Origin of the sequence: Actinomadura chokoriensis (assembly GCF_041463665.1) — a bacterium.
GTDB lineage: Bacteria > Actinomycetota > Actinomycetes > Streptosporangiales > Streptosporangiaceae > Spirillospora > Spirillospora chokoriensis_A.
The window spans coordinates 28874-50459 of the sequence record NZ_JAXCEJ010000004.1 but is presented as its reverse complement, the minus strand read 5'-3'; the positions used below and the strand labels follow the sequence as shown (position 1 = coordinate 50459).

14 protein-coding genes and 1 pseudogene are annotated in these 21586 nt (G+C 71.5%); 10 read left to right on the top strand and 5 right to left on the bottom strand.

The features are described 5' to 3' along the window. Window positions 1-133: 133 nt before the first annotated feature. Window positions 134-2422 (bottom strand): transglycosylase domain-containing protein, encoded by a 2289-nt coding sequence (locus SM418_RS08755; protein ID WP_371940445.1) that lies wholly within the window; start codon window positions 2420-2422, stop codon window positions 134-136. 1139 nt (window positions 2423-3561) lie between these two features. Further along, window positions 3562-3855, bottom strand: a pseudogene (locus tag SM418_RS08750) (hypothetical protein); the annotation flags it as partial. Between the two features lie 277 nt (window positions 3856-4132). Here SM418_RS08750 and SM418_RS08745 point away from each other — a divergent pair. The 4 genes from SM418_RS08745 to SM418_RS08730 all read left to right on the top strand — a co-directional run bounded on the left by SM418_RS08745 (window position 4133) and on the right by SM418_RS08730 (window position 9319). After that, complete coding sequence (locus SM418_RS08745) at window positions 4133-4774, top strand: PadR family transcriptional regulator (RefSeq protein ID WP_371940446.1); 642 nt, start codon at window positions 4133-4135, stop codon at window positions 4772-4774. 69 nt (window positions 4775-4843) lie between these two features. Then, a complete protein-coding gene (locus SM418_RS08740; RefSeq protein ID WP_371940447.1) occupies window positions 4844-5923 on the top strand; it encodes an inositol-3-phosphate synthase in 1080 nt (359 codons plus the stop codon). 193 nt (window positions 5924-6116) lie between these two features. Beyond that, on the top strand, window positions 6117-7889 hold the full coding sequence (locus tag SM418_RS08735) for an ABC transporter substrate-binding protein (protein ID WP_371940448.1): 1773 nt from the start codon (window positions 6117-6119) through the stop codon (window positions 7887-7889). Between the two features lie 128 nt (window positions 7890-8017). Then, window positions 8018-9319, top strand: a complete 1302-nt coding sequence (locus SM418_RS08730; RefSeq protein ID WP_371940449.1) for an MFS transporter — start codon at window positions 8018-8020, stop codon at window positions 9317-9319. A 13-nt stretch (window positions 9320-9332) separates the two neighbouring features. Here the strand turns inward: SM418_RS08730 and SM418_RS08725 are convergent, their stop codons facing one another. Beyond that, window positions 9333-10622 (bottom strand): adenosylmethionine--8-amino-7-oxononanoate transaminase, encoded by a 1290-nt coding sequence (locus tag SM418_RS08725; protein WP_371940450.1) that lies wholly within the window; start codon window positions 10620-10622, stop codon window positions 9333-9335. Between the two features lie 20 nt (window positions 10623-10642). Then, window positions 10643-12109, bottom strand: a complete 1467-nt coding sequence (locus tag SM418_RS08720; RefSeq protein ID WP_371940451.1) for a CCA tRNA nucleotidyltransferase — start codon at window positions 12107-12109, stop codon at window positions 10643-10645. Window positions 12110-12486: 377 nt separating this feature from the next. Between SM418_RS08720 and SM418_RS08715 the strand changes: the two genes are divergently transcribed. The 6 genes from SM418_RS08715 to SM418_RS08690 all read left to right on the top strand — a co-directional run bounded on the left by SM418_RS08715 (window position 12487) and on the right by SM418_RS08690 (window position 20825). Then, window positions 12487-13035 (top strand): aminoacyl-tRNA deacylase, encoded by a 549-nt coding sequence (locus SM418_RS08715; RefSeq protein ID WP_371940452.1) that lies wholly within the window; start codon window positions 12487-12489, stop codon window positions 13033-13035. A 102-nt stretch (window positions 13036-13137) separates the two neighbouring features. Continuing rightward, complete coding sequence (locus SM418_RS08710) at window positions 13138-15597, top strand: DUF6049 family protein (protein ID WP_371940453.1); 2460 nt, start codon at window positions 13138-13140, stop codon at window positions 15595-15597. Window positions 15598-15625: 28 nt separating this feature from the next. Further along, window positions 15626-17326 (top strand): murein biosynthesis integral membrane protein MurJ, encoded by a 1701-nt coding sequence (gene murJ / locus SM418_RS08705; protein WP_371940454.1) that lies wholly within the window; start codon window positions 15626-15628, stop codon window positions 17324-17326. Window positions 17327-17545: 219 nt separating this feature from the next. Beyond that, window positions 17546-19159 (top strand): protein kinase family protein, encoded by a 1614-nt coding sequence (locus SM418_RS08700; protein ID WP_371940455.1) that lies wholly within the window; start codon window positions 17546-17548, stop codon window positions 19157-19159. A gap of 278 nt (window positions 19160-19437) precedes the next feature. Then, window positions 19438-20061, top strand: coding sequence for an RNA polymerase sigma factor SigM (sigM, locus tag SM418_RS08695; protein ID WP_371940456.1), 624 nt, complete (start codon window positions 19438-19440; stop codon window positions 20059-20061). After that, entirely contained in the window at window positions 20058-20825 is a 768-nt protein-coding gene (locus SM418_RS08690; protein WP_371940457.1) for an anti-sigma factor family protein, read from the top strand. Before sigM ends, SM418_RS08690 begins: the two co-directional genes overlap by 4 nt. A 115-nt stretch (window positions 20826-20940) precedes the next feature. Here the strand turns inward: SM418_RS08690 and SM418_RS08685 are convergent, their stop codons facing one another. Then, complete coding sequence (locus SM418_RS08685) at window positions 20941-21513, bottom strand: dienelactone hydrolase family protein (RefSeq protein WP_371940458.1); 573 nt, start codon at window positions 21511-21513, stop codon at window positions 20941-20943. Window positions 21514-21586: the final 73 nt, after the last annotated feature.

Below are 21586 nucleotides of genomic sequence, written 5' to 3'. Positions count from 1 at the left end.
GGCGGGGCTGCCGTTCATCCGGCCGAGCGGGCGCGCGTGATCGGTGCCGCTGGCGTGCGGCAATTCCCGACCATGCTTCATGTCACACCCCCAGTTTTTTAATGTTCGGTTCGGGCGGCGGTGACCTGCCGGTTCATTCCGGCGGCCTTGCCAGCAGGGCCAGTGGCGCCAGGCTCTCCGTCTCGATTCCGGCGGCGCCGCCTCTCTTGCGGCAGGCCGGATCGCCTCGGTGGATCTGGCACCACCATTGGGGCGGCGGGTCGCTCGGCGGCTTGTTCGGGTCGCAGTTTCCGTTCGAGAACGGCGACTGGCACGCCGGGAGGTCGCCCGTGTCACCGCCGTCGCCGCCATCCTGGCAGCGCGGGTCGAACTTGCCGAGCCGGCCCTTGCACCACGGCGGCTTGTCGTCCTTCTCCTTCTTCGGCGGCTTCGCCCACTTCTGCACGATCCCGCCCCACGCGGGCGGCGGGAACGCCTCGGCGTTCACGCCCTGGAGCGCGTTCGACATGTAGTGCCGCCAGATGCGGGCGGGGATCGTGCCGCCCTGCACCTCGCCGATCTGCGGCAGGATGACCGACTTCTTCTTCCCGTCCGGGCCCGTCGCGTCGTTGTAGATCGTCACCGCGGTCGAGACCTGCGGGACGTACCCGACGAACCACGACGCGACGTTGCGGTCGGTGGTACCGGTCTTGCCGGCGGCCTGGCGTCCGTCCGGCAGCGCCGCCGCCGTCGCCGTACCGCTCTTGATGACCTGCTGCATCGCGTACGTGGCGTCCGCCGCGACCTTCGTGCTGAACACCCGGTGCTTCTCGACCTTCGGCTTCAGCCGGATCCGCTTGTTGTCGCTGTACTTGACCACCCGGATCACGTGCGGCTGGTGGTACACGCCGCCGTTGGCGAACACGGCGTAGCCCGCCGCCTGCTCGACAGGACGGATGTTGTTGACGCCCAGCGCCAGGTTCAGGCAGCACTTGTGCGGCGTCAGCAGGTCGGGCGCGATACCGGCGTCCGTCTCGGTCTTGATCGCCTCCTGGATGCCGACCTTGCCCATCAGCTGGATGAACGCGGTGTTCACCGAGTCCTTCGTCGCCGTGATCAGGTTGATCGCCGGGCCCACGTCATGGCTGTTCGGGACGATCACCGCGTTCGGGTCGTCCTTCGACACGACGCTGCCGTCCGGGCCGATCGGGGTCTTCGAGCGTCCCTCGACGGTGCTCTTCAGGCTGTAGTTCTGCTTGAGCGCCGTCGCCAGCACGTACGGCTTCATCGCCGACCCGGCCTGCGCCGAGCCCTGCCACACGTTGTTGAACGACTGGTCCAGGTAGTCCGGCCCGCCGTAGAACGCCACGACCTCGCCGTTCGCCGAGTTCACCGACACCAGCCCGACGCGGATCTTCTTCTTCGCGAGCTGCCTCGGGTTCACCTGCGGGACGGTGTGCTCGGCCGCCTGCTTGGCCATCGCCATCCGCCTGCGGTCGAAGGTCGTGTAGACGCGCAGGCCCGCGGTCGTCAGCTCGGTGCGGTCGAGCTTCTGCCGGCCGAGCTCCTCCATGGCGCGCGTCAGCATGTAGCCGCGCTGGCCGCCGTACAGCTGCCGGTCGCTGCCCGGCTTGCTGATCTTGGGCAGCCGCTGCGCGTACTTGCCGGCGTCGGCCTCCTTCAGCTTGCCCATCGAGACCATGCCCTTGAGCGTGTACTGGTACCGCTCGGTCAGCCACGCCTGGCTGTCCTTGCTGCCCGGGTCGCGGTTCGGGTTCTGGATGATGCCGCCGAGGACGGCCGCCTGGTCGGGTGTCAGCTCCCAGACGTCCTTGCCGAAGTACTCCCGGGACGCGGCCTGGACGCCGTAGGTGTCGCGGCCGAAGTAGATCGTGTTCAGGTAGAGCTTGAGGATCTCGTCCTTGGTGTACTTGTCCTCGAGCTTCAGCGAGATGAACAGCTCCTTGAACTTCCGGTTCACCGTCCGGTTGTTCGGGTCGGAGTAGTAGTTCTTCGCCAGCTGCTGCGTGATGGTGGAGCCGCCGCCGGACCCGCCGGTCAGGTTGCTCCACACCGCCCGCGTGGTGCCCCTGATCGAGAAACCGGGGTCGGTGCGGAAGCTGCGGTTCTCCGCCGCCAGCACCGCGTCCTGGACGAACGGCGGGACCTGCTTCAGCTCGACGCTCTGCCGCTTCTTGCCGATGCGTCCGATCTCGGTGCCGTCGGTGTAGTAGAAGATCGACGCCTGGTCCTCGACTCCGGCGACGGTCGGCTCGGCGGGCGTCGGCGTGTTCGCGTAGGCGACCCAGATCATTGTGAGGAACGCCACGAAGCCGAGCGCGGAGAGGCCGGCCACGACCTTCCAGGACGGGATGAACCGCCGCCATCCCTCTTCCCGGGACCGCAGATGCCCGAGGAACCCCTTCTTGGGCCCTGGCGGCACACCATGCCGCCTGGGCCCGCCCGGGCCTCCAGGTCCGCCAGGTCCACCGGGACCGCCCGGGCCCCCCGGCCCACCGGGACCGCCCGGCCTCGGGGGGCCGCCCGGCCCGCCAGACCTGTTCGCCGCCCGGACGCCCTTGCTCTGGAACCTGGCGGTCACCTTCGAACCGAGCTCCTGCCCGGCCTTCCCGAGCTCGGCGAGCTTCTCCCGGACACCGGGCTTGGGCACCGCCCGACCGGCGCCTCCCAACCCGGCGGCCCCTGCCATCCCGGCCGCGCCGCCCATGCCAGGCGCCCCCATGCCGGGAGCACCGCCCATCCCAGGCGCACCCATGCCCGGAGCACCGCCCATACCGGGAGCACCGCCCATACTGGGAGCGCCGGGTACCCCGGGCGCGTTCAAGGGTCGCGGCCCACCGGGCGCCCCCGCACCGCCCGGACCGCCAGGCCCACCGGGGCCCTGGCCCATGCCGTTCCCTCGGGAGCCGGCACCGCCCGGCCCGTACCCGCCCTGCCCTGGACCACCGGGAACGCCGGAACCAGGTGGCGGACCACCAGGCGAGAGCTGCCTGCCCGACGGGGCGAACCCGCCGGACGTGCCAGATCCGCCCGGCAGGAGCTCTCTGCCGGGCACGGCTGACCCCGCAGACGAGGCGGGGCCACCAGACGCGAACGGCCCGCCCGGCGCGGGAAACCCGCCGGACGCGGCGGGCCCGCCCGGCCGCCCGGCCGCTCCGCCGGCGCCCGCAGAACCTGCTGCGCCCGCTGGGCCTGCCGGTCCGCTCTGTGGGGGCGGGGGGCCGAGGACGGAGTCCGCACCGGAACCACCGGAGGGGGCCGCGTGGCGGCCCTGGGAGCGCGGAGCGGGTGCTGAGGGGATCGCGGGAGTCGGCGCGGTCGGAGCGCCGCCGCCCAGCGGGGCGGCCGGTCCGCTCGGGACGGAGTGGCCGCCCATGAAGCCTGGGCTCTGGCCGGCCTCCGGTGTTTCCGGGGCGCCAGGGTTTTGTGGCACGCCGGGCAGACCGGTGGACTCGCTGCGGGCACCCGAAGGCCCGGGATCGCCGGATTCGCCGGGACGGGGGTTCTGCTGCCCGCCCGGCCTCTGCGACCCGGGTTCCGGTCGGGGCTGGCTTGGATTACTCACGCGACCTCATCAACAGGGGACAACGGTTGTTGCCAGGGGCTGGGGAGGCCCCCGGCCCTTGTTGCGACTCGTGCGCCGTCCGAAGAGTACTGTGCGGGCTGGTGAGCGGGGGGAGCGCGTGCACGGCTGAGACCCGTCCCGGCCGGTCGGCGCCCCTGCCGAAGGAACGGCCGGGTGGATCCTCCCTGCGCGTCTGCCGCCCGGGGCTCCGCTCCCCGTGACCGGACGCTCGACATGGCCAGGTGGTTCCAGCCGCAACTTTGGCATACTTCGGCCACATACACCCTGAATTCGCCGTATTCGGCGTCCTACCTCGGCGGTCGTCCCGCCCGCGAGGCGGAAGATCGTCTCCACGCGGGCGGGCGCGGGCATCAGCGGTCACGCCATCTGGTACGCCCTGCCGCCCCGGCGCGGCTCGATCCCGCCGCGGCCTTCCCCGCGGCCGGGGTTCCGAACGGCCCCACTTGCCAGGACGGGGCCCACTACGTATCTTGTCGATGTATCGAGTCGATACATTCGCTCGATACATCGGATCGAGACATCGGCTTCTGCGGAAGAAGGACCGGGATGGCGGCCAGGAAGGGCGCGGGCGTGCTGGAGCTCGCCGTGCTCGGGCTGCTTCACGAGGCCCCCATGCACGGCTACGAGCTGCGCAAGCGGCTCAACGCCCTGCTGGGCATGTTCCGGGCGTTCTCCTACGGGTCCCTCTATCCGTGCCTGAAGCAGCTTCTCGCGGACGGGATGATCGTCGAGGACCGTTCGGACGAGGCGAACACGCCGCTGGCACTGCAGAGCCGCCGGTCGAAGATCGTTTACAAGCTCACCGCGGACGGCAAGGAGCGCCTCCAGCAGCTCCTGACCGAGGCCGGCCCGGCCTCGTGGGAGGACGAGGGGTTCGGCGTGCACTTCGCCTTCTTCTCCTACACCCGCGCCGACGTCCGGCTGCGGATCCTCGAAGGCCGGCGCAGCCGGCTGGAGGAGCGCCTGGAGAGCGTCCGCGCCGCCCTGGCGCGGACCCGCGAGCGCGTCGACTCCTACACCCTGGAGCTGCAGAACCACGGGCTGGAGTCGGTCGAGCGCGAGGTCCGGTGGCTCAACGAGCTGATCGGGCGCGAGCGGGCCGAGCAGGAACAGCAAGCACAGCAAGCACAGCAAGCACAGTCAGCTAAGCGAATTGACCAGGACATGCCTCGGGACGAGGGTCGCTGAGAGAGCGGCCCGGCGCCTTCGGGGGCGGGTGAAACACCACATGTTCCGCAAGAGAGAAGGAGCAACCGGATGGGTTCGGTGCGCGTAGCCATCGTGGGTGTGGGCAACTGCGCCTCTTCACTCGTCCAAGGTGTCGAGTTCTACAAGGACGCGACCCCCGACACGCGAGTCCCCGGCCTGATGCACGTCCAGTTCGGTGAGTACCACGTGGGCGACGTGGAGTTCGTCGCGGCGTTCGACGTGGACGCCAAGAAGGTCGGGATGGACCTGTCCGAGGCCATCCACGCCAGCGAGAACAACACCATCAAGTTCGCCGACGTCCCCCCGACCGGCGTCACCGTCCAGCGCGGGCACACCTTCGACGGCCTGGGCGAGTACTACCTCGACATGGTCGAGGAGTCCGACGCCGAGCCGGTCGACGTGGTGCAGGCGCTGAAGGACGCCGAGGTGGACGTCCTGGTGTCGTACCTGCCGGTGGGCTCGGAGGAGGCCGACCGCTTCTACGCCCAGTGCGCGATCGACGCCAAGGTCGCGTTCGTGAACGCGCTGCCGGTGTTCATCGCCAGTGACCCCGAGTGGGCGCAGAAGTTCACCGACGCGGGCGTCCCGATCGTCGGCGACGACATCAAGTCGCAGGTCGGCGCGACCATCACGCACCGCGTCATGGCCCGCCTGTTCGAGGACCGCGGTGTCGAGCTGCTGCGCACGTACCAGCTCAACTTCGGCGGCAACATGGACTTCATGAACATGCTGGAGCGCAAGCGCCTCCAGTCCAAGAAGATCTCCAAGACGCAGTCGGTCACCTCGCAGATCCCGCACGAGATGGCGAAGGCGGACGTGCACATCGGCCCGTCCGACCACGTGCCGTGGCTGGACGACCGCAAGTGGGCCTACGTCCGGCTGGAGGGCAGGTCGTTCGGCGACACGCCGCTCAACCTGGAGTACAAGCTGGAGGTCTGGGACTCCCCGAACTCCGCCGGCGTCATCATCGACGCCGTCCGCGCCGCGAAGATCGCCAAGGACCGCGGCGTCGGCGGCCCGATCCTGTCGGCCAGCTCCTACTTCATGAAGTCGCCGCCGGAGCAGTACAACGACGACCAGGCGCACGAGGCCGTGGAGAAGTTCATCCGCGGCGAGGTCGAGCGCTGAGCGGACCCCGGCCGAGGCTGAGAGTCTGATCACAAAGTTCCCCAAGGGACGCCCTGAGAGTGGACATTCCACTGTCAGGGCGTCCTTACTTTGAGACAGAAAACGGTGATGTACCGGCCCTTTGTCACTCTGTGGCCCTACTGTGACACCGCCGGTGACTGCGCGCCGGGTTCGGAATGTTCGAGGTGAGAACGTGACGGCACGCGAGATGTTCAAGGTGACGGTGGGTCTGACGGGGCTGGTGGTGGGCCTCGCGGGGTGCGCGGGGGGAGGTGACGACGCGTCCGCGGCGGGCCGGCCCCAGTCCGGCGGGACGCTGCGCGTCGTCGGGTCGTCCGACGTCGAGCACCTCGACCCGGCGTCGGTGTCCAGCGTCGGCGCGTACGGGCTCGCCCGCACGTTCGCCCGGACGCTGTTCGGGACGCGGGCGTCCAACGACTTCCAGGAGACGGTCCCCGTCCGGCCCGACGTGGCCGAGCGCCTCCCGACCCGCGAGAACGGCGGCATCAGCAAGGACCGCCGCACGTACACGGTGCGGCTGCGCGAGGGCGTCCAGTGGAACACGACGCCGCCGCGTCCGGTGACCGCGCATGACTTCGTCCGCGGCTTCGGACGGCTCTGCAACCCCGCCGCCCCGTCCATGGGCAAGGGCTACTTCATCTCGACGCTCAAGGGGATGGAGGCGTTCTGCCGCGGCTACGGCGGCGTCGACGCCAAGGACGCGGGCGCGATCGCGGCCTACCAGCGCGAGCACGAGATCGAGGGAGTCCGGGCCAAGGACGACAGGACGCTGGTGTTCCGGCTGCGGCGTCCCGCGAGCGACTTCCTCAACCTGCTGACGCTGCCCTACACGGCCGCCGCGCCGAAGGAGTACGACGCGTACGTCCCGGACGGACCGGAGTTCCGCCGGCACACGATCTCGAACGGCCCGTACCAGATCACCGAGTACCGTCCCGGGCTGTCGTACCTGCTCGCCCACAACCCGGCCTGGCGGGCGGGCGCCGACCCGGTCCGCGAGCGGCACGTCGCCAAGATCCGGATCACCCTCGGGCAGGACTCGCCGGAGGCCGTGCAGCAGCAGATCGAGCAGGGCAGCGCCGACCTCGCGTGGGACCAGCCCGTCCCGACGTCCGCGATCCCCCGGCTGCGGGACGACCCCCGGTTCGCGATCAGGGAGACGCCGAACAACAGCCCGTACCTGGTGTTCAACACGCGCGGCCCCGGCAACGGCGGCGCGCTCGGCAAGCGGGAGGTCCGGCAGGCGCTGGAGTACGCGATCGACCGCAGCGCCCTCATCAAGATCGTCGGCGGACCGTCGGTGGCGCGGCCGCTGCACACGGTGATCCCGCCCGGGAACTCCGGGTACGCCGCCGTCAACCACTACCCGACGCCCGGCGAGTCCGGCGATCCCGCCAAGTGCCGCGAACTGCTCGCGAAGGCGGGTCACGCCAAACTCAGGCTGAAGTTCCCCTACCGGACGAACAGCGTCCACAAGCTCATCGCCGAGTCCATCGCCGGGAACCTCGACGCCTGCGGCGTCGACACCGACCTCGTCGCCGACTCGGGCGGCTCCTTCTACGCCGGCACGCTCGGCACGCCCGCGCGCGGCGCCGCGGGCGAATGGGACATCGCAGCCCCCGGCTGGGTGCCCGACTGGTACGGCAACAACGGCCGGTCGATCATCCAGCCGCTCTTTGACGGCCGCACCCGCGGGCAGAACACCACCAACTACGGCGGCTACGACAACCCCCAGGTCAACGCCCTGATCGACGCGGCCCTCACCGCGCCGGGCGCCGACCGCGCGGCGGGCTACTGGCAGCAGGCCGACCAGAAGATCATGGAGGACGCCGCGATCGTCCCGCTCCTGGACCGCGCCCAGACGCTCTTCCACTCCTCCCGCGTCCACGGCGCCCTCTACGTGCCCACCACCGCCGCCTACGACTACACCCGCCTCTGGCTCAGCTAGCCCCACACGGCCGGCCCCGCATCGACGGCGCCGGTGCCGGTTCTTGCCGAAACCGTGGGCGTCCGCGCAGGTCGCCGCTCGGGCGGCGGATGGGCGTGGGCGGCGGGCGGACCACGTATGGTGATCGCGTGAGGGCTGGTCAGGTGCAGGGGATCCTGCGCGGACGGGATTTCCGGCGGCTGTACGCGACGCGGCTGGCCTCGCAGTTCACCGACGGCGTGTTCCAGGTGGCGCTGGCGGGCTACGTCTTCTTCTCGCCCGAGCGGCAGACGACGGCCGGCAAGGCCGCGGCGGCGTTCGCGGTGACGCTGCTGCCGTACTCGGCGCTCGGGCCGTTCGCCGGGGTGTTCATCGACCGGTGGCGGCGGCGGCAGATCCTCGTGTGGACGCCCGCGCTGCGGGCCGTGCTCGTGCTCGGCGTCGCGGGTCTCGTGGCGGCCGGGCAGGACGGCCCGGGTTTCTTCTTCGGCGTCCTCCTCGTGCTGGGCGTCAACCGGTTCTTCCTCGCGGCGCTGTCGGCGGCGCTGCCCCACGTGGTCCGGCGCGACCAGCTGGTGACGGCGAACGCGTTCACGGTCACGTCCGGGACGATCATCGCGTTCGTCGGCGGCGGCGCCGGCTACCTGCTGCGCCGCCTGGTCGGCGCCGGGCACGAGGGGACGGCGCTGATCCTCGGTTCGGCGGCGGCGATGTTCGTGCTGGCGGGCCTGATCGCGACGACGCTGCCGAAGGGGCTGCTCGGGCCGCACCGGTCCGCGGACGGCGTGCCCGACGCGACACGGGTCCGGGACGCGCTCGGCGGTGTCGTGTCCGGGCTGGCCGGCGGGGCACGGCACATCGCGCGGCGGCCCCAGGCGGCGCTGGCGCTCGGCGCGATCTCCTTCCACCGGTTCCTGTACGGCATCGTCCTGATCATGACGCTGCTGCTGTGCCGCGCCCGCTTCGCCGACGACCCCGACGAGGGGCTGGAGACGTTCGCGCTCATGCTCGGGGTGTCCGGGGCCGGGTACTTCGCGGCGGCGCTGATCACGCCTGCGGTGGTGCGCCGGATCAGCAAGCAGGCGTGGACGGCGTGGCTGCTCGCCATGGCCTCCGTGAGCCTGCTCCTGCTGGGCATGTCGTTCGCGGAGCGTCCCTGGGCGGTCGGCTCCTTCCTGCTGGGCGTGGTGTCGCAGGGCGTGAAGCTGTGCGTCGACACGACCTTGCAGGAGATGATCGACGACGCCTACCGGGGGCGGGTGTTCGCCGTCTACGACATGCTGTTCAACGCGATGTTCGCCGCCGCCGCGGCGGCGGCCGCCACCTGGCTTCCGCCGGACGGCCACGCGGCCCCGACCCTGCTGGTCGTGATCGTCGCCTACGCCGCCGGCGCCATCGCCTACCGGACGGCCGCGTCCCGCATCCGCCGGCCCGCGCACGCCTTCCGCTGACCGGGCGGGCGGCTCAGAGGGACTCGGCTATGGCGTGGAGGGCGGCGGCGATGTGCAGGACCTCGTCGTCCGTGCAGACGTACGGCGGCATCGTGTAGACGAGGTTGCCGAACGGGCGCAGCCAGACGCCGTGCGCCATGGCGATCTCCTGGACGGACGGGACGTCCACCGGCTCCCGCGCCTCCACGACGCCGATCGCGCCGAGGACGCGGACGTCCGCGACGCCGGGCAAGCCCGCCGCGTCGTCGAGTTCGCTGGTCAGGAGGGCCTCGATGGTGTCCACCTCCTCCCGCCAGTCGCGCGACAGCAGCAGGTCGATGGACGCGGACGCGACGGCGGCGGCCAGCGGATTGGCCATGTAGGTGGGGCCGTGCATGAGGACGCCCGCCTCGCCGGACGCGATGCCGTCGGCGACGCGGTCGGTGCACATCGTGGCGGCCATCGTCAGGTATCCGCCGGTCAGCGCCTTGCCGAGGCACATGATGTCGGGGACGATCTCCGCGTGGTCGCAGCCCCACATCTCGCCCGTCCGGCCGAACCCGGTGGCGATCTCGTCCAGGATCAGCAGCAGGCCGTGCTCGTCGGCGAGGTCGCGGAGCGCGCGCAGGTACTCGGGGGCGTAGAAGCGCATGCCGCCCGCGCCCTGGACGATCGGCTCGACGATGATCCCGGCGAGTTCGCCCGCGTGCTCGGCGGCCAGCCGGGACAGCTCGTCCAGATACGCCTCGTCGGGGTCGGCGGAGTACCCGAGCGGAGGCGGCGGCGCGAACACGTGTTTCGCGAGGACGTCGCCGAACAGGTGGTGCATGCCGTTCACCGGGTCGCAGACGGCCATGCCGCCGAACGTGTCGCCGTGGTAGCCGCCCCGGACGGTGAGCAGCCGGTTCCGTTCGGGGCGCCCCAGCGACCGCTGGAACTGCAGCGCCATCTTGATCGCGACCTCGACGGCCACGGACCCGGAGTCGGCGAAGAACACCTTCGTCAGCGGCTCCGGCGTGATCTCGACCAGGCGCTCGGCGAGCCGCACGGCGGGCGGGTGGGTGAGCCCGCCGAACATCACGTGCGCCATCTTGCCGAGCTGCCCGGTGACGGCCGCGTTCAGCTTCGGGTGGTTGTAGCCGTGCACGGCCGCCCACCACGACGACATCCCGTCGATCAGCTCGGTGCCGTCCGCGAGCGTCAGGCGCACGCCGTCCGCCGAGACGACCGGCAGGACGGGCGCGGACGCGGGCATCGGCGCGTACGGATGCCAGATGTGCTCCCGGTCGAACGCCAGCATCCGCTCGGCCTCGCGCGGGCTCATCCGCCCAAGCTGCAAGGGGATCACGCGTCGTCACCCCCGGCGGGGAGGATGCCCTCGGCGGCGGCCCAGCGGCGGAGTTCGTCCGCGGCGGCGTCCTTGCCGATGATGCCGCGGTCCAGGCGGAGCTCCAGGAGGAACTTGTAGGCGCGTCCTACGAGCGGGCCTGGGGTGATGCCGAGGATGTCCTGGATCTCGTTGCCGTCGATCTCCGGGCGGATCGCGGCCAGTTCCTCCTCCTGGGCGAGCCGGTCGATCCGCACCTCGAGGTCGTCGTAGGTGCGGCGCAGCCGGTCGGCCTTGCGCTTGTTGCGGGTCGTGCAGTCGGCGCGGGTCAGCTTGTGCAGGCGCGTGAGCAGGGGCCCGGCGTCGCGGACGTACCGGCGGACGGCCGAGTCCGTCCACTCGCCGGTGCCGTAGCCGTGGAACCGGAGGTGCAGCTCCACCAGCCGCGACACCTCGTTGATGACGTCCTTCGGGTAGCGCAGCGCGGTGAGCCGCTTGCGGGTCATCTTGGCGCCGACGACCTCGTGGTGGTGGAACGACACCCGGCCGCCCGGCTCGAACCGGCGCGTCCGCGGCTTGCCGATGTCGTGCAGCAGCGCCGCGAGCCGCAGGACGAGGTCGGGGCCGTCCTCTTCCTGGGCGATCGCCTGCTCCAGCACGATGAGCGAGTGCTCGTAGACGTCCTTGTGCCGGTGGTGCTCGTCGATCTCCAGCCGCAGTTTCGGCAGCTCCGGCAGGACGTGCGCGGCGAGGCCCGTGTCGACGAGCAGCGCGAGGCCCTGCCGCGGGTACCGGCCGCAGATCAGCTTGGACAGCTCGTCCCGGACCCGCTCCGCCGAGACGATCTCGATGCGGGACGCCATGTCCGTCATCGCCTGGACGACGTCGGGCGCGACCGTGAACCCGAGTTGGGAGGCGAACCGGGCGGCGCGCATCATCCGCAGCGGGTCGTCGCTGAAGGAGTCCTCGGGCCTGCCGGGCGTCCGCAGGACCTTGCGCTGGAGGTCGGTCAGGCCGCCGAACGGGTCGACGAACTCGTGGCCGGGCAGCCGCGCCGCCATCGCGTTCACGGCGAAGTCGCGGCGGCGCAGGTCCTCGACCAGGGAGGTGCCGTAGGAGACGTCCGGCTTGCGGGACTTCGGGTCGTAGGACTCGCTGCGGTAGGTGGTGATCTCCAGCTCGACCCCGTCCTTGCGGAGGCCGACCGTGCCGAAATCGATGCCGATCGTCCAGTGCGTGTCCGCCCAGTCGCGGATGATCTCCAGGGTGCGTTCCGGGGGCGCGTCGGTGGTGAGGTCGACGTCCTTGGTCGGACGGCGCAGCAGCGCGTCCCGGACGGGCCCGCCGACCAGCGCCAGCTCGTGCCCGGCCGCCGCGAACCGGGTGCCGAGGTCGTCGGCGACGGGCGCGATCCCGCGCAGCAGCTCGGCGATCGCGGTCAGCCGCGAGGCCTCTGGGGTCACGTTCTGGTTGGGCACGGCCATCGAGCGTATTTCCTTGACTGACGGGCTGACAAAGGACTTTGTGGCGATCGGCGGGGTCCCGCGCGGGAGGCTTTGCGGGCCGGAGCCGGACGGGCCCCTTCACATGCCTTGATCCACGGGTTACGTTCTGGACACCCCGATGACGCCAGCGCGACCGCCGGTGAGCCTCCCGCACGACAACGGTAGCGGGATCCCCAAGGCCACGGACCGCCGCACGTGCGGCTGAGGCGCATCGTGAGGGTTTACGTGACGTATGACGCGAGTTAGGCCACTCGTTCCGGGTATGTGGGGATATTCCCTGCAGAGTGCGAAGCACGGGGACACAGCGAACCAGTTCCGGGGGTGAGCGGGGAGACCCCCGCGGGATGGAGCCGAACATGAAGGACGCTCTCGCCATCCACCGCGCACTGCTCGAATGGGAGACCGTGCACGAGATCGTGCGGTTGCCCGTCGCGATGGCCCACGCCGACGAACTGCCGAAGGCCCTCGGCCTCCCGGCGGAACGGTGCCTGGTGACGCGCGTCTACTCCTGCGACGGCGACCGCCGCGGCCGCCGGTTCCTGACCGGCGTGATCGTCCCGGCGGGCGAGCGGCCGCCGATCGAGGCCGTCCGGCGCACCGTCGGCGCCCGCAGCGTCCGCCCGGCGCACCCGGACGTCGTGAACGCCGTCACCGAGTACGCGGCCGGCCTGGTCTGCCCGCTCCTCCTGCCCGACACGATGCCGCTGCTCGTCGACCACCGCCTCGCGGACGCCCTGGACAGCGACGACGTCGTCTACACCGCGACCGGCGAGGCGTCGACCGCTCTCGGCATCCGGGGCGAGTCCCTCTACGCCCTCTGCCACGCGAAACCGATCGACACCCTCGTCCCGCCGCCGCTCAAGGCTCCCGCCGGCGGCCCGCGGACCACCCGGTCCCCCGCCTGATCCCGACCGCGCCCGACCCGACATGTCAGACGCGGGACGGACTACCATCGACGCCGTGGTGCGGGAAAAAATCGCCCGCCGTCCTGAGGCGGCCGGTAAGGCGTGAGGGCGGTCAAACGCGCGGTGGCGCTGGCCGCTCTGCTGCCCTGCGTGGCGATGGCGGCGCCCACGACGCTGGCGTCCCCCGCCTACGCGCGGCGCACGTCCGCGTCCGCCCAGGTCATGACGAAGGCCCAGGTCGCCATGGCGCTCACCAAGGTCGACCCGAAGACCGTCACCGCGACGTCGCCGATCGAGATCTCCGGGCTGGCCAGGAACCGCAGCGGCCGCCAGTTGCCCGGCCTCAGCGTGCGGCTGCGCTACAGCGTCCAGCCCGTCACCAGCCGCAGCCAGCTGGACCAGTTCGCGGCCAGCCCGCCGAACGCGCTGCCGGCCACCGGCCCGGAGAAGCAGATGCCCGGGGCGGCCACGCCCGGAGTGAAGCAGAGCTGGACGTTCAAGACCACGGCCAAGGAACTGGGCCTCCGCGCCCCGGCGGGCACGCCCGGCGTCTACCCGGTGGGCGTCGAGGTGCTCAACTCCGCTCGCCAGGTCGTCGGGGGCCTCACGACGTTCGTGACGTTCATGCCGAAGGAACGCCATTTCAACCCGGTGGCGGTCAGCTGGGTCCTTCCGCTGGCCGACCGGATGCACCGCACCAACGACCGGACGTTCATCGACGACGACCTCGCCAAGGCCGTGGCGCCCGGCGGCCGGCTCAGCAGGCTGGTCGACGCGGCGTCCGGCACCGGGACGCCCGTCACGTGGGCGATCGACCCGGCGCTGCTGGACGACGTGCAGCAGATCGCGTCCGACGACTACACGGTCCGGGCGCCCGGTGCGAAGAAGGGCGAGCGGAAGACCAAGAGCGCCGCCGCGGCCACCTGGCTGACCGCGCTCAAGGACGCGTCGAAGAAGGACCCGTACTTCACCCTCCCCTACGCCGACCCGGACGTCGTGGCGCTCGTCCGCCGCAAGACGCCCCGCGACGTCGGCGTCGCGTTCGACGAGCGGAACACCGCCGTCGCGTCGAAGGTCCTCGGACGCGCCGCGAACGCCCATGTCGCCTGGCCGCCGTCCGGCGCCGCGGGGCCCGGGACGGTCGACCAGCTCGCCAAGAACGCCCTGAAGGACGGCGGCTCGTTCCTGATGAGCAGCTCGCAGTTCCAGGACCCGGCGGCGGGTGCGCTCCCGAACGCGACGACGACGCTCCAGACGCACCAGGGCGCCAGGAAGGCGCTCCTGTACGACGAGAAGCTCAACCAGATCGTCAGCGAGGGCTCCGGGACCGGAGCGCTGCTGACCGAGCAGCGCTTCCTGGCCGAGACGGCGATGATCGCGGCGGAGGCGCCGAACCGGCAGCGCACCGTGGTCGTCGCCCCGGACCGGTACTGGAACCCGACCGGCTCGCTCGCGAAGAACCTGCTGAAGTACACCAAGGCCGCGTCCTGGATGAACGAGGTCCAGCTCAGCAAGATGGAGTCGGCCGAGCCGCAGGGCCGCGTCTTCAACGGCTACAGCGACGACTACCAGCAGTACGAGCTCGGCGACGCGCACCTCTCCCAGGTGCAGGCGATCTCCCGGCAGGCCGCGGCGTTCCAGGCGGTGATGAGCGGCCCGGTCAAGATCTCCTACGAGCGGGCGATGCTGCGCATGGAGTCGGCGGCGTGGCGGACGTCACCCCGGCAGGCCAGGGCGGCCCGCAAACAGGTGGAGGACGAGCTCACTTCCGAAATGCGCCTCGTCCGCATCGTCACCACCAAGAGCAAACGGGTGCTCATGGGGGGCAGCTCGGGCCGGCTGCCGGTGCTCGTGGAGAACAGGCTGTCCGGCCAGGCGGTCAAGGTCCGGCTCGTCGCGACGTCGGAGAACAACGCCAAACTCCGGCTCGGGACGCTGACGGACGAGGACGCGGTCATCGAACTGCGTCCCGGGGAGCGGGCCCAGCGCTGGATCCCCGCGCAGGCGGCCGGCAACGGCAACTTCCACATCCAGGTGGAGTTGCGGAGCGCCGGCCCGGACGGCCGGACGTACGGCGGCGGCGAGTCGATCACCGTGACCGTCACCGGCTACGGACGTCTCGCGCTGCTCATCACCGGCGGCGGACTTGCCGTACTCTTCGTGGGCGTCGGAGTGCGGGCCATCAGAGCGAGGCGCCGCCGGAAAGCGGAGGCAGCCGGTGACGGGTCGACCGGAATGGGATCGGCGGGAGCAGGGGAGCAGGGGAGCGGATTCCCCGGCCCCGGGTTCCCAGGGGCCGGGATACCCTCCGCCGAGTTCCCCGGGGTATCCGGGGCAGGGCTATCCGGCGCAGGGCAATCCTCCGGGCCAGGGATATCCACAGGGCCCGGCGCAGGGACCTCCGCCACAGGGACCGGCGCAGAGGCAGCCGGGGCAACCGGGGCAGCCGGGTCCGGCGGGCCCGCCGCCGCGGAGCACGCCGAATCCGGCGGGGTACCCGAGCCCGCCGCCGACGGGCAGGCCCCGGCGCCCGGGGAACGCCGCCGCCGAGACGGCGATTGACATTCCCCTCCCCGCCGGGAACGCGCCCGTGGCCGAAACGGTCATTGACACGCCCCTCCCGGCGTCCGGCGAAGACGAAGGGGAGGGCGACGGCGGGAAGGGCTCGGGCGGCATCCTCCGCTCCGGCGCGATCATGGCCGTGGGCACCCTCGCGTCCCGCGTCACCGGCTTCCTGCGCACCGCCGTCATCGTCGCTGCGCTCGGCACCGGGCTGCTCGCGAACGCCTACAACACCGCCAACACGATCCCCAACCAGATCTACGACCTGCTGCTCGGCGGCATCCTGACGAGCGTCATCGTCCCGCTGCTGGTGCGGGCCAAGCAGCGCGACCGCGCCTACGGCGAGCAGTACGAGCAGCGCGTGTTCACCCTCGCGGTGATCGGCCTCGGCGCCCTCACCGTCGTGGCGGTGCTGTGCGCGCCGCTGTTCATCGACGTGCTGGCGGGCAGCTACACCGGCGACCAGCGCAAGGTCGCCATCCTGTTCGCGCAGTTCTTCCTGCCGCAGCTGTTCTTCTACGGCGTCGGCGCGTTCGCCGGGGCCATCCTGAACACGCGCGGGAGCTTCGGCGCGCCGATGTGGGCGCCGGTGCTGAACAACCTCGTCGTGATCGCGGTCGGCGGCGCGTTCCTGGCGATCACCACGGGCCGCGTCGACCCGTCCAGCATCTCGGACTCCCAGCTCATGCTGCTGTCGCTCGGCACGACCGGCGGGATCGTCCTGCAGACGGTCGCGCTCTGGCCGTCGCTGCGCCGCGTCGGGTTCCGCTGGCGGCCGCGCCTCGACTTCAAGCGCGGCGAGATCGGCGAGGTCGCGCGGATGGCCGGCTGGACGCTGCTCTACGTCGTCGCCACCCAGGCCGCGCTGGCCGTCGTCACCGCGCTGGCGAACGCCGCCGGGAACAAGGCCGTGGACGCGGGCCTCGGCGAAGGCTACGGCTACACCCCGTACTTCAACGCCTACCAGCTCTTCCAGCTGCCCTACGCGATCGTCGGCGTCTCGGTGATCACCGCGCTGCTGCCGCGGATGAGCCGGTTCGCCGCCGAGGGCAAGACCGCCGACGTGCGCGCCGCGTTCTCCAGCGGCCTGCGGCTCTCCTCGGTGATCATCATGCCGGCGGCGGCGCTGATGCTGGTGCTCGGCCCGGAGATCACCACGGTGCTGTTCGCGCACGGCAACACCTCGCCCGACGACGCGCTGGTCATCGCGCGGGTCATGCAGATGTTCGCCATCGCGCTCGTCCCGTTCTCGATCTACCAGCTCATGCTGCGGGTCTTCTACTCCCACGGGGACACGAGGACGCCCGCGCTGGTCGGCCTCGTCGTCACCACGTCCAACATCGCGATGGCGTTCACCGCCTACAACGTCCTCGACGTCGAGTGGATCGTCGTCGGCATCGCGGGCGGGTTCGCGATCACCAACGTGGTGGGCACCGTCACGTGCTGGCTCGTGCTGCGCCGCAAGCTCGGCGGCATCGACGGCCGGCGCATCATCGGCGGCCACCTGAAGCTCCTCGTCGCGATCTGGCCGCTGATCGGGTTCGCCTACGCCGCGCACACCGTCGCCGACGCCGCCACGGACACCTCGACGCTGCTTCCCGCGCTGGTCACCCTGGTCGCCGGGTCCGTCGGCGGCGGCCTGCTGTACGTGCTCTTCGCCAAGCTGATGCGGGTGGAGGAGATCCAGACGACCATCGCCACGTTCGCGCGCCGGCTGCCCGGCCGCTGAGCGCCGGGCGGCGGGCCGCCGGGGGACCAGGCGGGCGAACGCCTCCCAAAGTTAAAAAGGACGCGCGACGATAAGGCGGCCACTCAGGCGAGTAACCACTACCATGTGGGGGATTACGGCCTGCGGGGCGACACCCTGGGGAACGCAAAAGAGGAGGGTCGGAGGCGTAAGCTGCCACGCCACGAACATGGGATCTGACCACCTGTGCAGGACGCTGCCGTGAGCACGTCAGTCATCGAACCCGGCACGCGCCTCGCCGGCCGCTACCGGCTCGAGGAGCGCATCAGCGATTCCGGCGGATCGTCGCTCTGGAAGGCCATCGACGAGATCCTCGCGCGGGCGGTCGCCGTCCGCACCTTCGACCCGAAGTTCCCCCGGGTCGCCGAGGCCGTCACCTCCGCGCGGTCGGCCAGCAGGCTGACCGACCCCCGCCTGACCCAGGTGTTCGATGCCGACGACTCCGGCGAAAGCGCCTATGTCGTCAGCGAATGGGTGGCGGGCGAAACCCTCGAGGGCATGCTCGGCAAGGCCCCGCTGGAGCCGGGGCGCGCCGCGACGCTGCTGTACGAGGCGTCCGAGGCGATCGCCGCCGCGCATTCCGCCGGGCTGGCGCACCTCTGCCTCACCCCCCGCGACCTCGTCTGGACGACCGGCGGCACCGTCAAGATCCTCGGCATCGCGACCGACGCCGTGCTCGGCGACCGGCACGCCGAGGACCCCGCCGCCGAGGACGTCCACGGCCTCGGCCGGATGCTGTACGCGGCGCTCACCGCCCACTGGCCCGGCGACGAGGGCGTCTCCGACCTGCCCGCCGCGCCCGCGTCCGGCGGGGTCCCGCACGCGCCCCGCCAGGTCCAGGCCGGCATCTCGCACGCGGTCGACGCGATCGTCTGCCGCTGCCTCGGCATCGGCGCCGCCGAGCCGCTCGCGTCCCCCGCCGACCTGGCCAAGGCGCTGCGCGGCGTCCCGCGCACCCCGCTGCCGCTGTTCGCCGGGCTCGGCAGCACCGCGCCGCCCGCCCCGCGTCCGGCCGCCGCGCCGCAGCGTCCCGCTGCACCGCCGCCCGCCCCTACGCGGCCGCACCGGCGGCCCGCGCACGAGCAGCAGGCGTCGTCGCACGTCCCGCCACCGCGTGCCCAGCACGGGGCGCCGCCACCGCCGTCGTCCACGGCCACCCGCGCCGCGCCCGCGCACGGGCACGGCGCGCCCAAGCGACCCGCGAACCGGGCGCTGCTCGGCGTCGCCGCCGCCGCGCTGACCGTCATCGTCGGCATCGGCGCGTGGGCGCTGTCCAGCTCCGGCTCGAAGGACGATCCCGGCACCAACAACTCCGTGGACCCGAAGAAGTCGAGTGCTCCTCCCTCCCCCTCCGCAGCCTCGCTCAACATCCAGAGCGCCGAGGGGGTCGACCCTGTCGGCGACGACGGAGGCGAGGGCAAGGAGAAGGGCCGCCTGGCCGTCGACGGCAAGAGCGGCACCACGTGGCGGAGCTCCTACTACACCTCCGCGGATTTCGGCCGCCTCAAGAACGGTCTCGGCCTGCGCCTCGACATGGGGAAGACGGTCGACATCAGCCAGGTCAAGGCTCAGCTCCCCGGGGCCGCGTCCGGAGGGGCCGCGATCCAGCTGAAGATCGGTGACACGCCTGATCCGAACGCGATGCAGAAGGTCCAGACGACCGTCACGCAGGGGGCCGGAGCCACGACGTTCCAGCTCGACCGGCCGCACGCCGGGCGCTACGTGCTGCTCTGGTTCACCAAGCTCTCGCGCGGTAGCGACGGGCAGTTCCGCGCCGAGGTCAGCGAGGTCTCCGTCCACGGCTCGCCGAGCTGATCCGGCCTGCCCCCTCGGCCGCGAGGCGACCGGTTTCACTCGGTGCGCGGGCGTGGATTCTCGAGATGACCAAGCCGCTTCTGAAGACCGGGTAACAACTTCGCGGCGGTTGGAGCGAGCCCAAACGGGCTGTGACGTGGGGCGGTGCTTGTCGGTATCGTGCCTGTGAGCAAACCCATCCCCTCGACCCAGGAATCTGTGGTGCTTACCCCAGCAGACGCGGCTGATGAGAGGCGCTCGGCGGCGGCTGGGCATTTCGTGCACGGAAGCGGCAGCTCATGACGTCGGTGAGCGTGCATCGCGTCGGCGAGGTGCCCGACAAGGAACTCCTCGCAAGGCACGCCCAGGGGGACCCGCACGCGTTCGCCGAACTCGTCCACCGGCACCGCGACCGCATGTGGGCCGTCGCGCTGCGCACCCTCGGCGACCCGGAGGAGGCCGCCGACGCGCTGCAGGACGCGTGCCTTTCGGCGTTCCGCGCCGCCGGACGGTTCCGCGGGGACGCCGCCGTCACCACCTGGCTGCACCGCATCGTGGTGAACGCCTGCCTGGACCGCATCAGGCGCAAGTCCGTCCGGCCCGCGACGCCGATGGGCGACGACGCGACGTTCGACGCCGTCGCCCCGAAACTGCCGGACCCGACGGACGCGCACGGCGTGTCCCTCGACGTCCGGACCGCCCTGGAGCAGCTGCCGTTCGAGCAGCGCGCCGCCCTCGTCCTCGTCGACATGATGGGCTACTCCGTCGACGACGCCGCGCGGGTCATGGAGGTCCCACCAGGCACGATCAAGAGCCGCTGCGCACGGGGCCGCGCCCGGCTCGCTCCCCTTCTCACCCATCACCGGAACCGACGGGATCGGAAAAACGTCGGAGGTGTGGAAGGAGGTGGCATGCCCCAGTGAACCCCGCACACTATGACTACGACATCCTGGCCGATCTGGCCGAGGGACTGCTCGAAGACGACGAAGCCGCCTCCGTCAACGCACACCTCGACACCTGCGCCGAATGCCGTGAACTGTCCGCCGACCTTGCGGACGTCTCCCGGATCCTGGCGGAGGCACCCGTCCCGTCCATGCCCGCCGAACTGGCCGAGCGCATCGACACCGCCATAGCCGCGGAGTCGATGCACAACGCCACCGTGGTGAGCATGGAGCAGCGGCGCGGAAGGCGGCATTGGCGGATTCTGTCGGCGGCCGCGGCGGCCGTGGTCGTCGTCGGCGGCGGCGCGACGGTCGGCACGATGGCATTGGACGGCGTGAGCGGCGACCACGGCAAGGCGGTGACTCCCGCGCAGGATAATCCCGACCAATCCCGTCCAGAGACTGGAGTGGCGCCGAACGCCGCCCCGGCCACGGCCTTCAAGGTCGCGCGAAGCGGCACCGACTACCGTGCCGGGACGTTGGGCCCGCAGGTCGACCGGCTGCTGGCCGACGCGCAGAAGGTCAGGGCCGCGTCCGGCGCGCCGTCCGCGCAGCTCAGGGGGTGCGTCAACGGCGTCACCCACGGCCTGACGCCCGCCCTCGTCGACAACGCGACATACGAGGGCGCTCCCGCGACCGTCATCGCCGTCCATGGCGACAGTCCCGGCAAGTGGAAGATCTGGGTCGTGGGCCCGGACTGCTCCGCCGGGAGCCGGCACATCCTGAAAAAGCCGGGCAACACCTGACCCGCCGGCCCCGCCGTTCTCGGACGCCCCGAGAACGACTCCACCGCACCCTGTTCACCGGCAGCCCACTGGAGTGGGCGTCGGCGGGGCTCCCGCACGTTCCGCGCGAGGGACGTCAGAGGGAGTCCAGGAAGGACAGGGCGATCGTCCAGGCGCGGTCGGCGGCTTCGGGGTCGTGGTCGGGGAGGTCCGGGTCGGTGAACAGGTGGCCGGCGCCCCAGTAGCGGAAGACCTCGACGTCCGCGCCCGCCTTGCGCATCCGCAGGTACCAGGTGTTCAGCCAGTCGGCGGGTTCCCACGTGTCGGGGTCGGCGACGTGCAACTGCACCGGGACCTCGGTGGACGCGTCGTCCGCGATGTCCGACGTGCCGTGCATCAGCAGCAGCCCGCCGGCCTTGTCGTCGGCGAGGGCGAGGTTCTGCGCGATGGAGCCGCCGAGCGAGAAACCGGCGTAGACGAGGCCGCCGTCGCCGACCAGGGGCGCGGCCGCCGCGACGGCGCGGCGCAGCAGCTCGTCCCGCCCGATCTCCTCCTTGATCTCGATGCCGGCCTCGGGCGTGTCGACGACCCGCCCGTCGTACAGGTCGGGGACGTGGACCTCGTGCCCCGCCGCGCGGAGCCGGTCAGCCGCCCCATGAACCGCCGGACGCAGCCCGTACATCGAGTGGAGGAGCAGAATGCGTGCCATGGACCCCACCCTAGAGGGGGTACGGCCTGGTAGACGGCCGGTCGGAGTGTCCCGGGAATTGCCGGGGCCTAGG

Bases quoted from the DNA above. Each gene is read 5' to 3' on its own strand.
- SM418_RS08745 (WP_371940446.1), top strand. From the start codon at position 4,133: ATGGCGGCCAGGAAGGGCGCGGGCGTGCTGGAGCTCGCCGTGCTCGGG.
- SM418_RS08740 (WP_371940447.1), top strand. From the start codon at position 4,844: ATGGGTTCGGTGCGCGTAGCCATCGTGGGTGTGGGCAACTGCGCCTCT.
- SM418_RS08725 (WP_371940450.1), bottom strand. From the start codon at position 10,622: ATGAGCCCGCGCGAGGCCGAGCGGATGCTGGCGTTCGACCGGGAGCAC.
- SM418_RS08720 (WP_371940451.1), bottom strand. From the start codon at position 12,109: ATGGCCGTGCCCAACCAGAACGTGACCCCAGAGGCCTCGCGGCTGACC.
- SM418_RS08715 (WP_371940452.1), top strand. From the start codon at position 12,487: ATGAAGGACGCTCTCGCCATCCACCGCGCACTGCTCGAATGGGAGACC.
- sigM (WP_371940456.1), top strand. From the start codon at position 19,438: ATGACGTCGGTGAGCGTGCATCGCGTCGGCGAGGTGCCCGACAAGGAA.
- SM418_RS08685 (WP_371940458.1), bottom strand. From the start codon at position 21,513: ATGGCACGCATTCTGCTCCTCCACTCGATGTACGGGCTGCGTCCGGCG.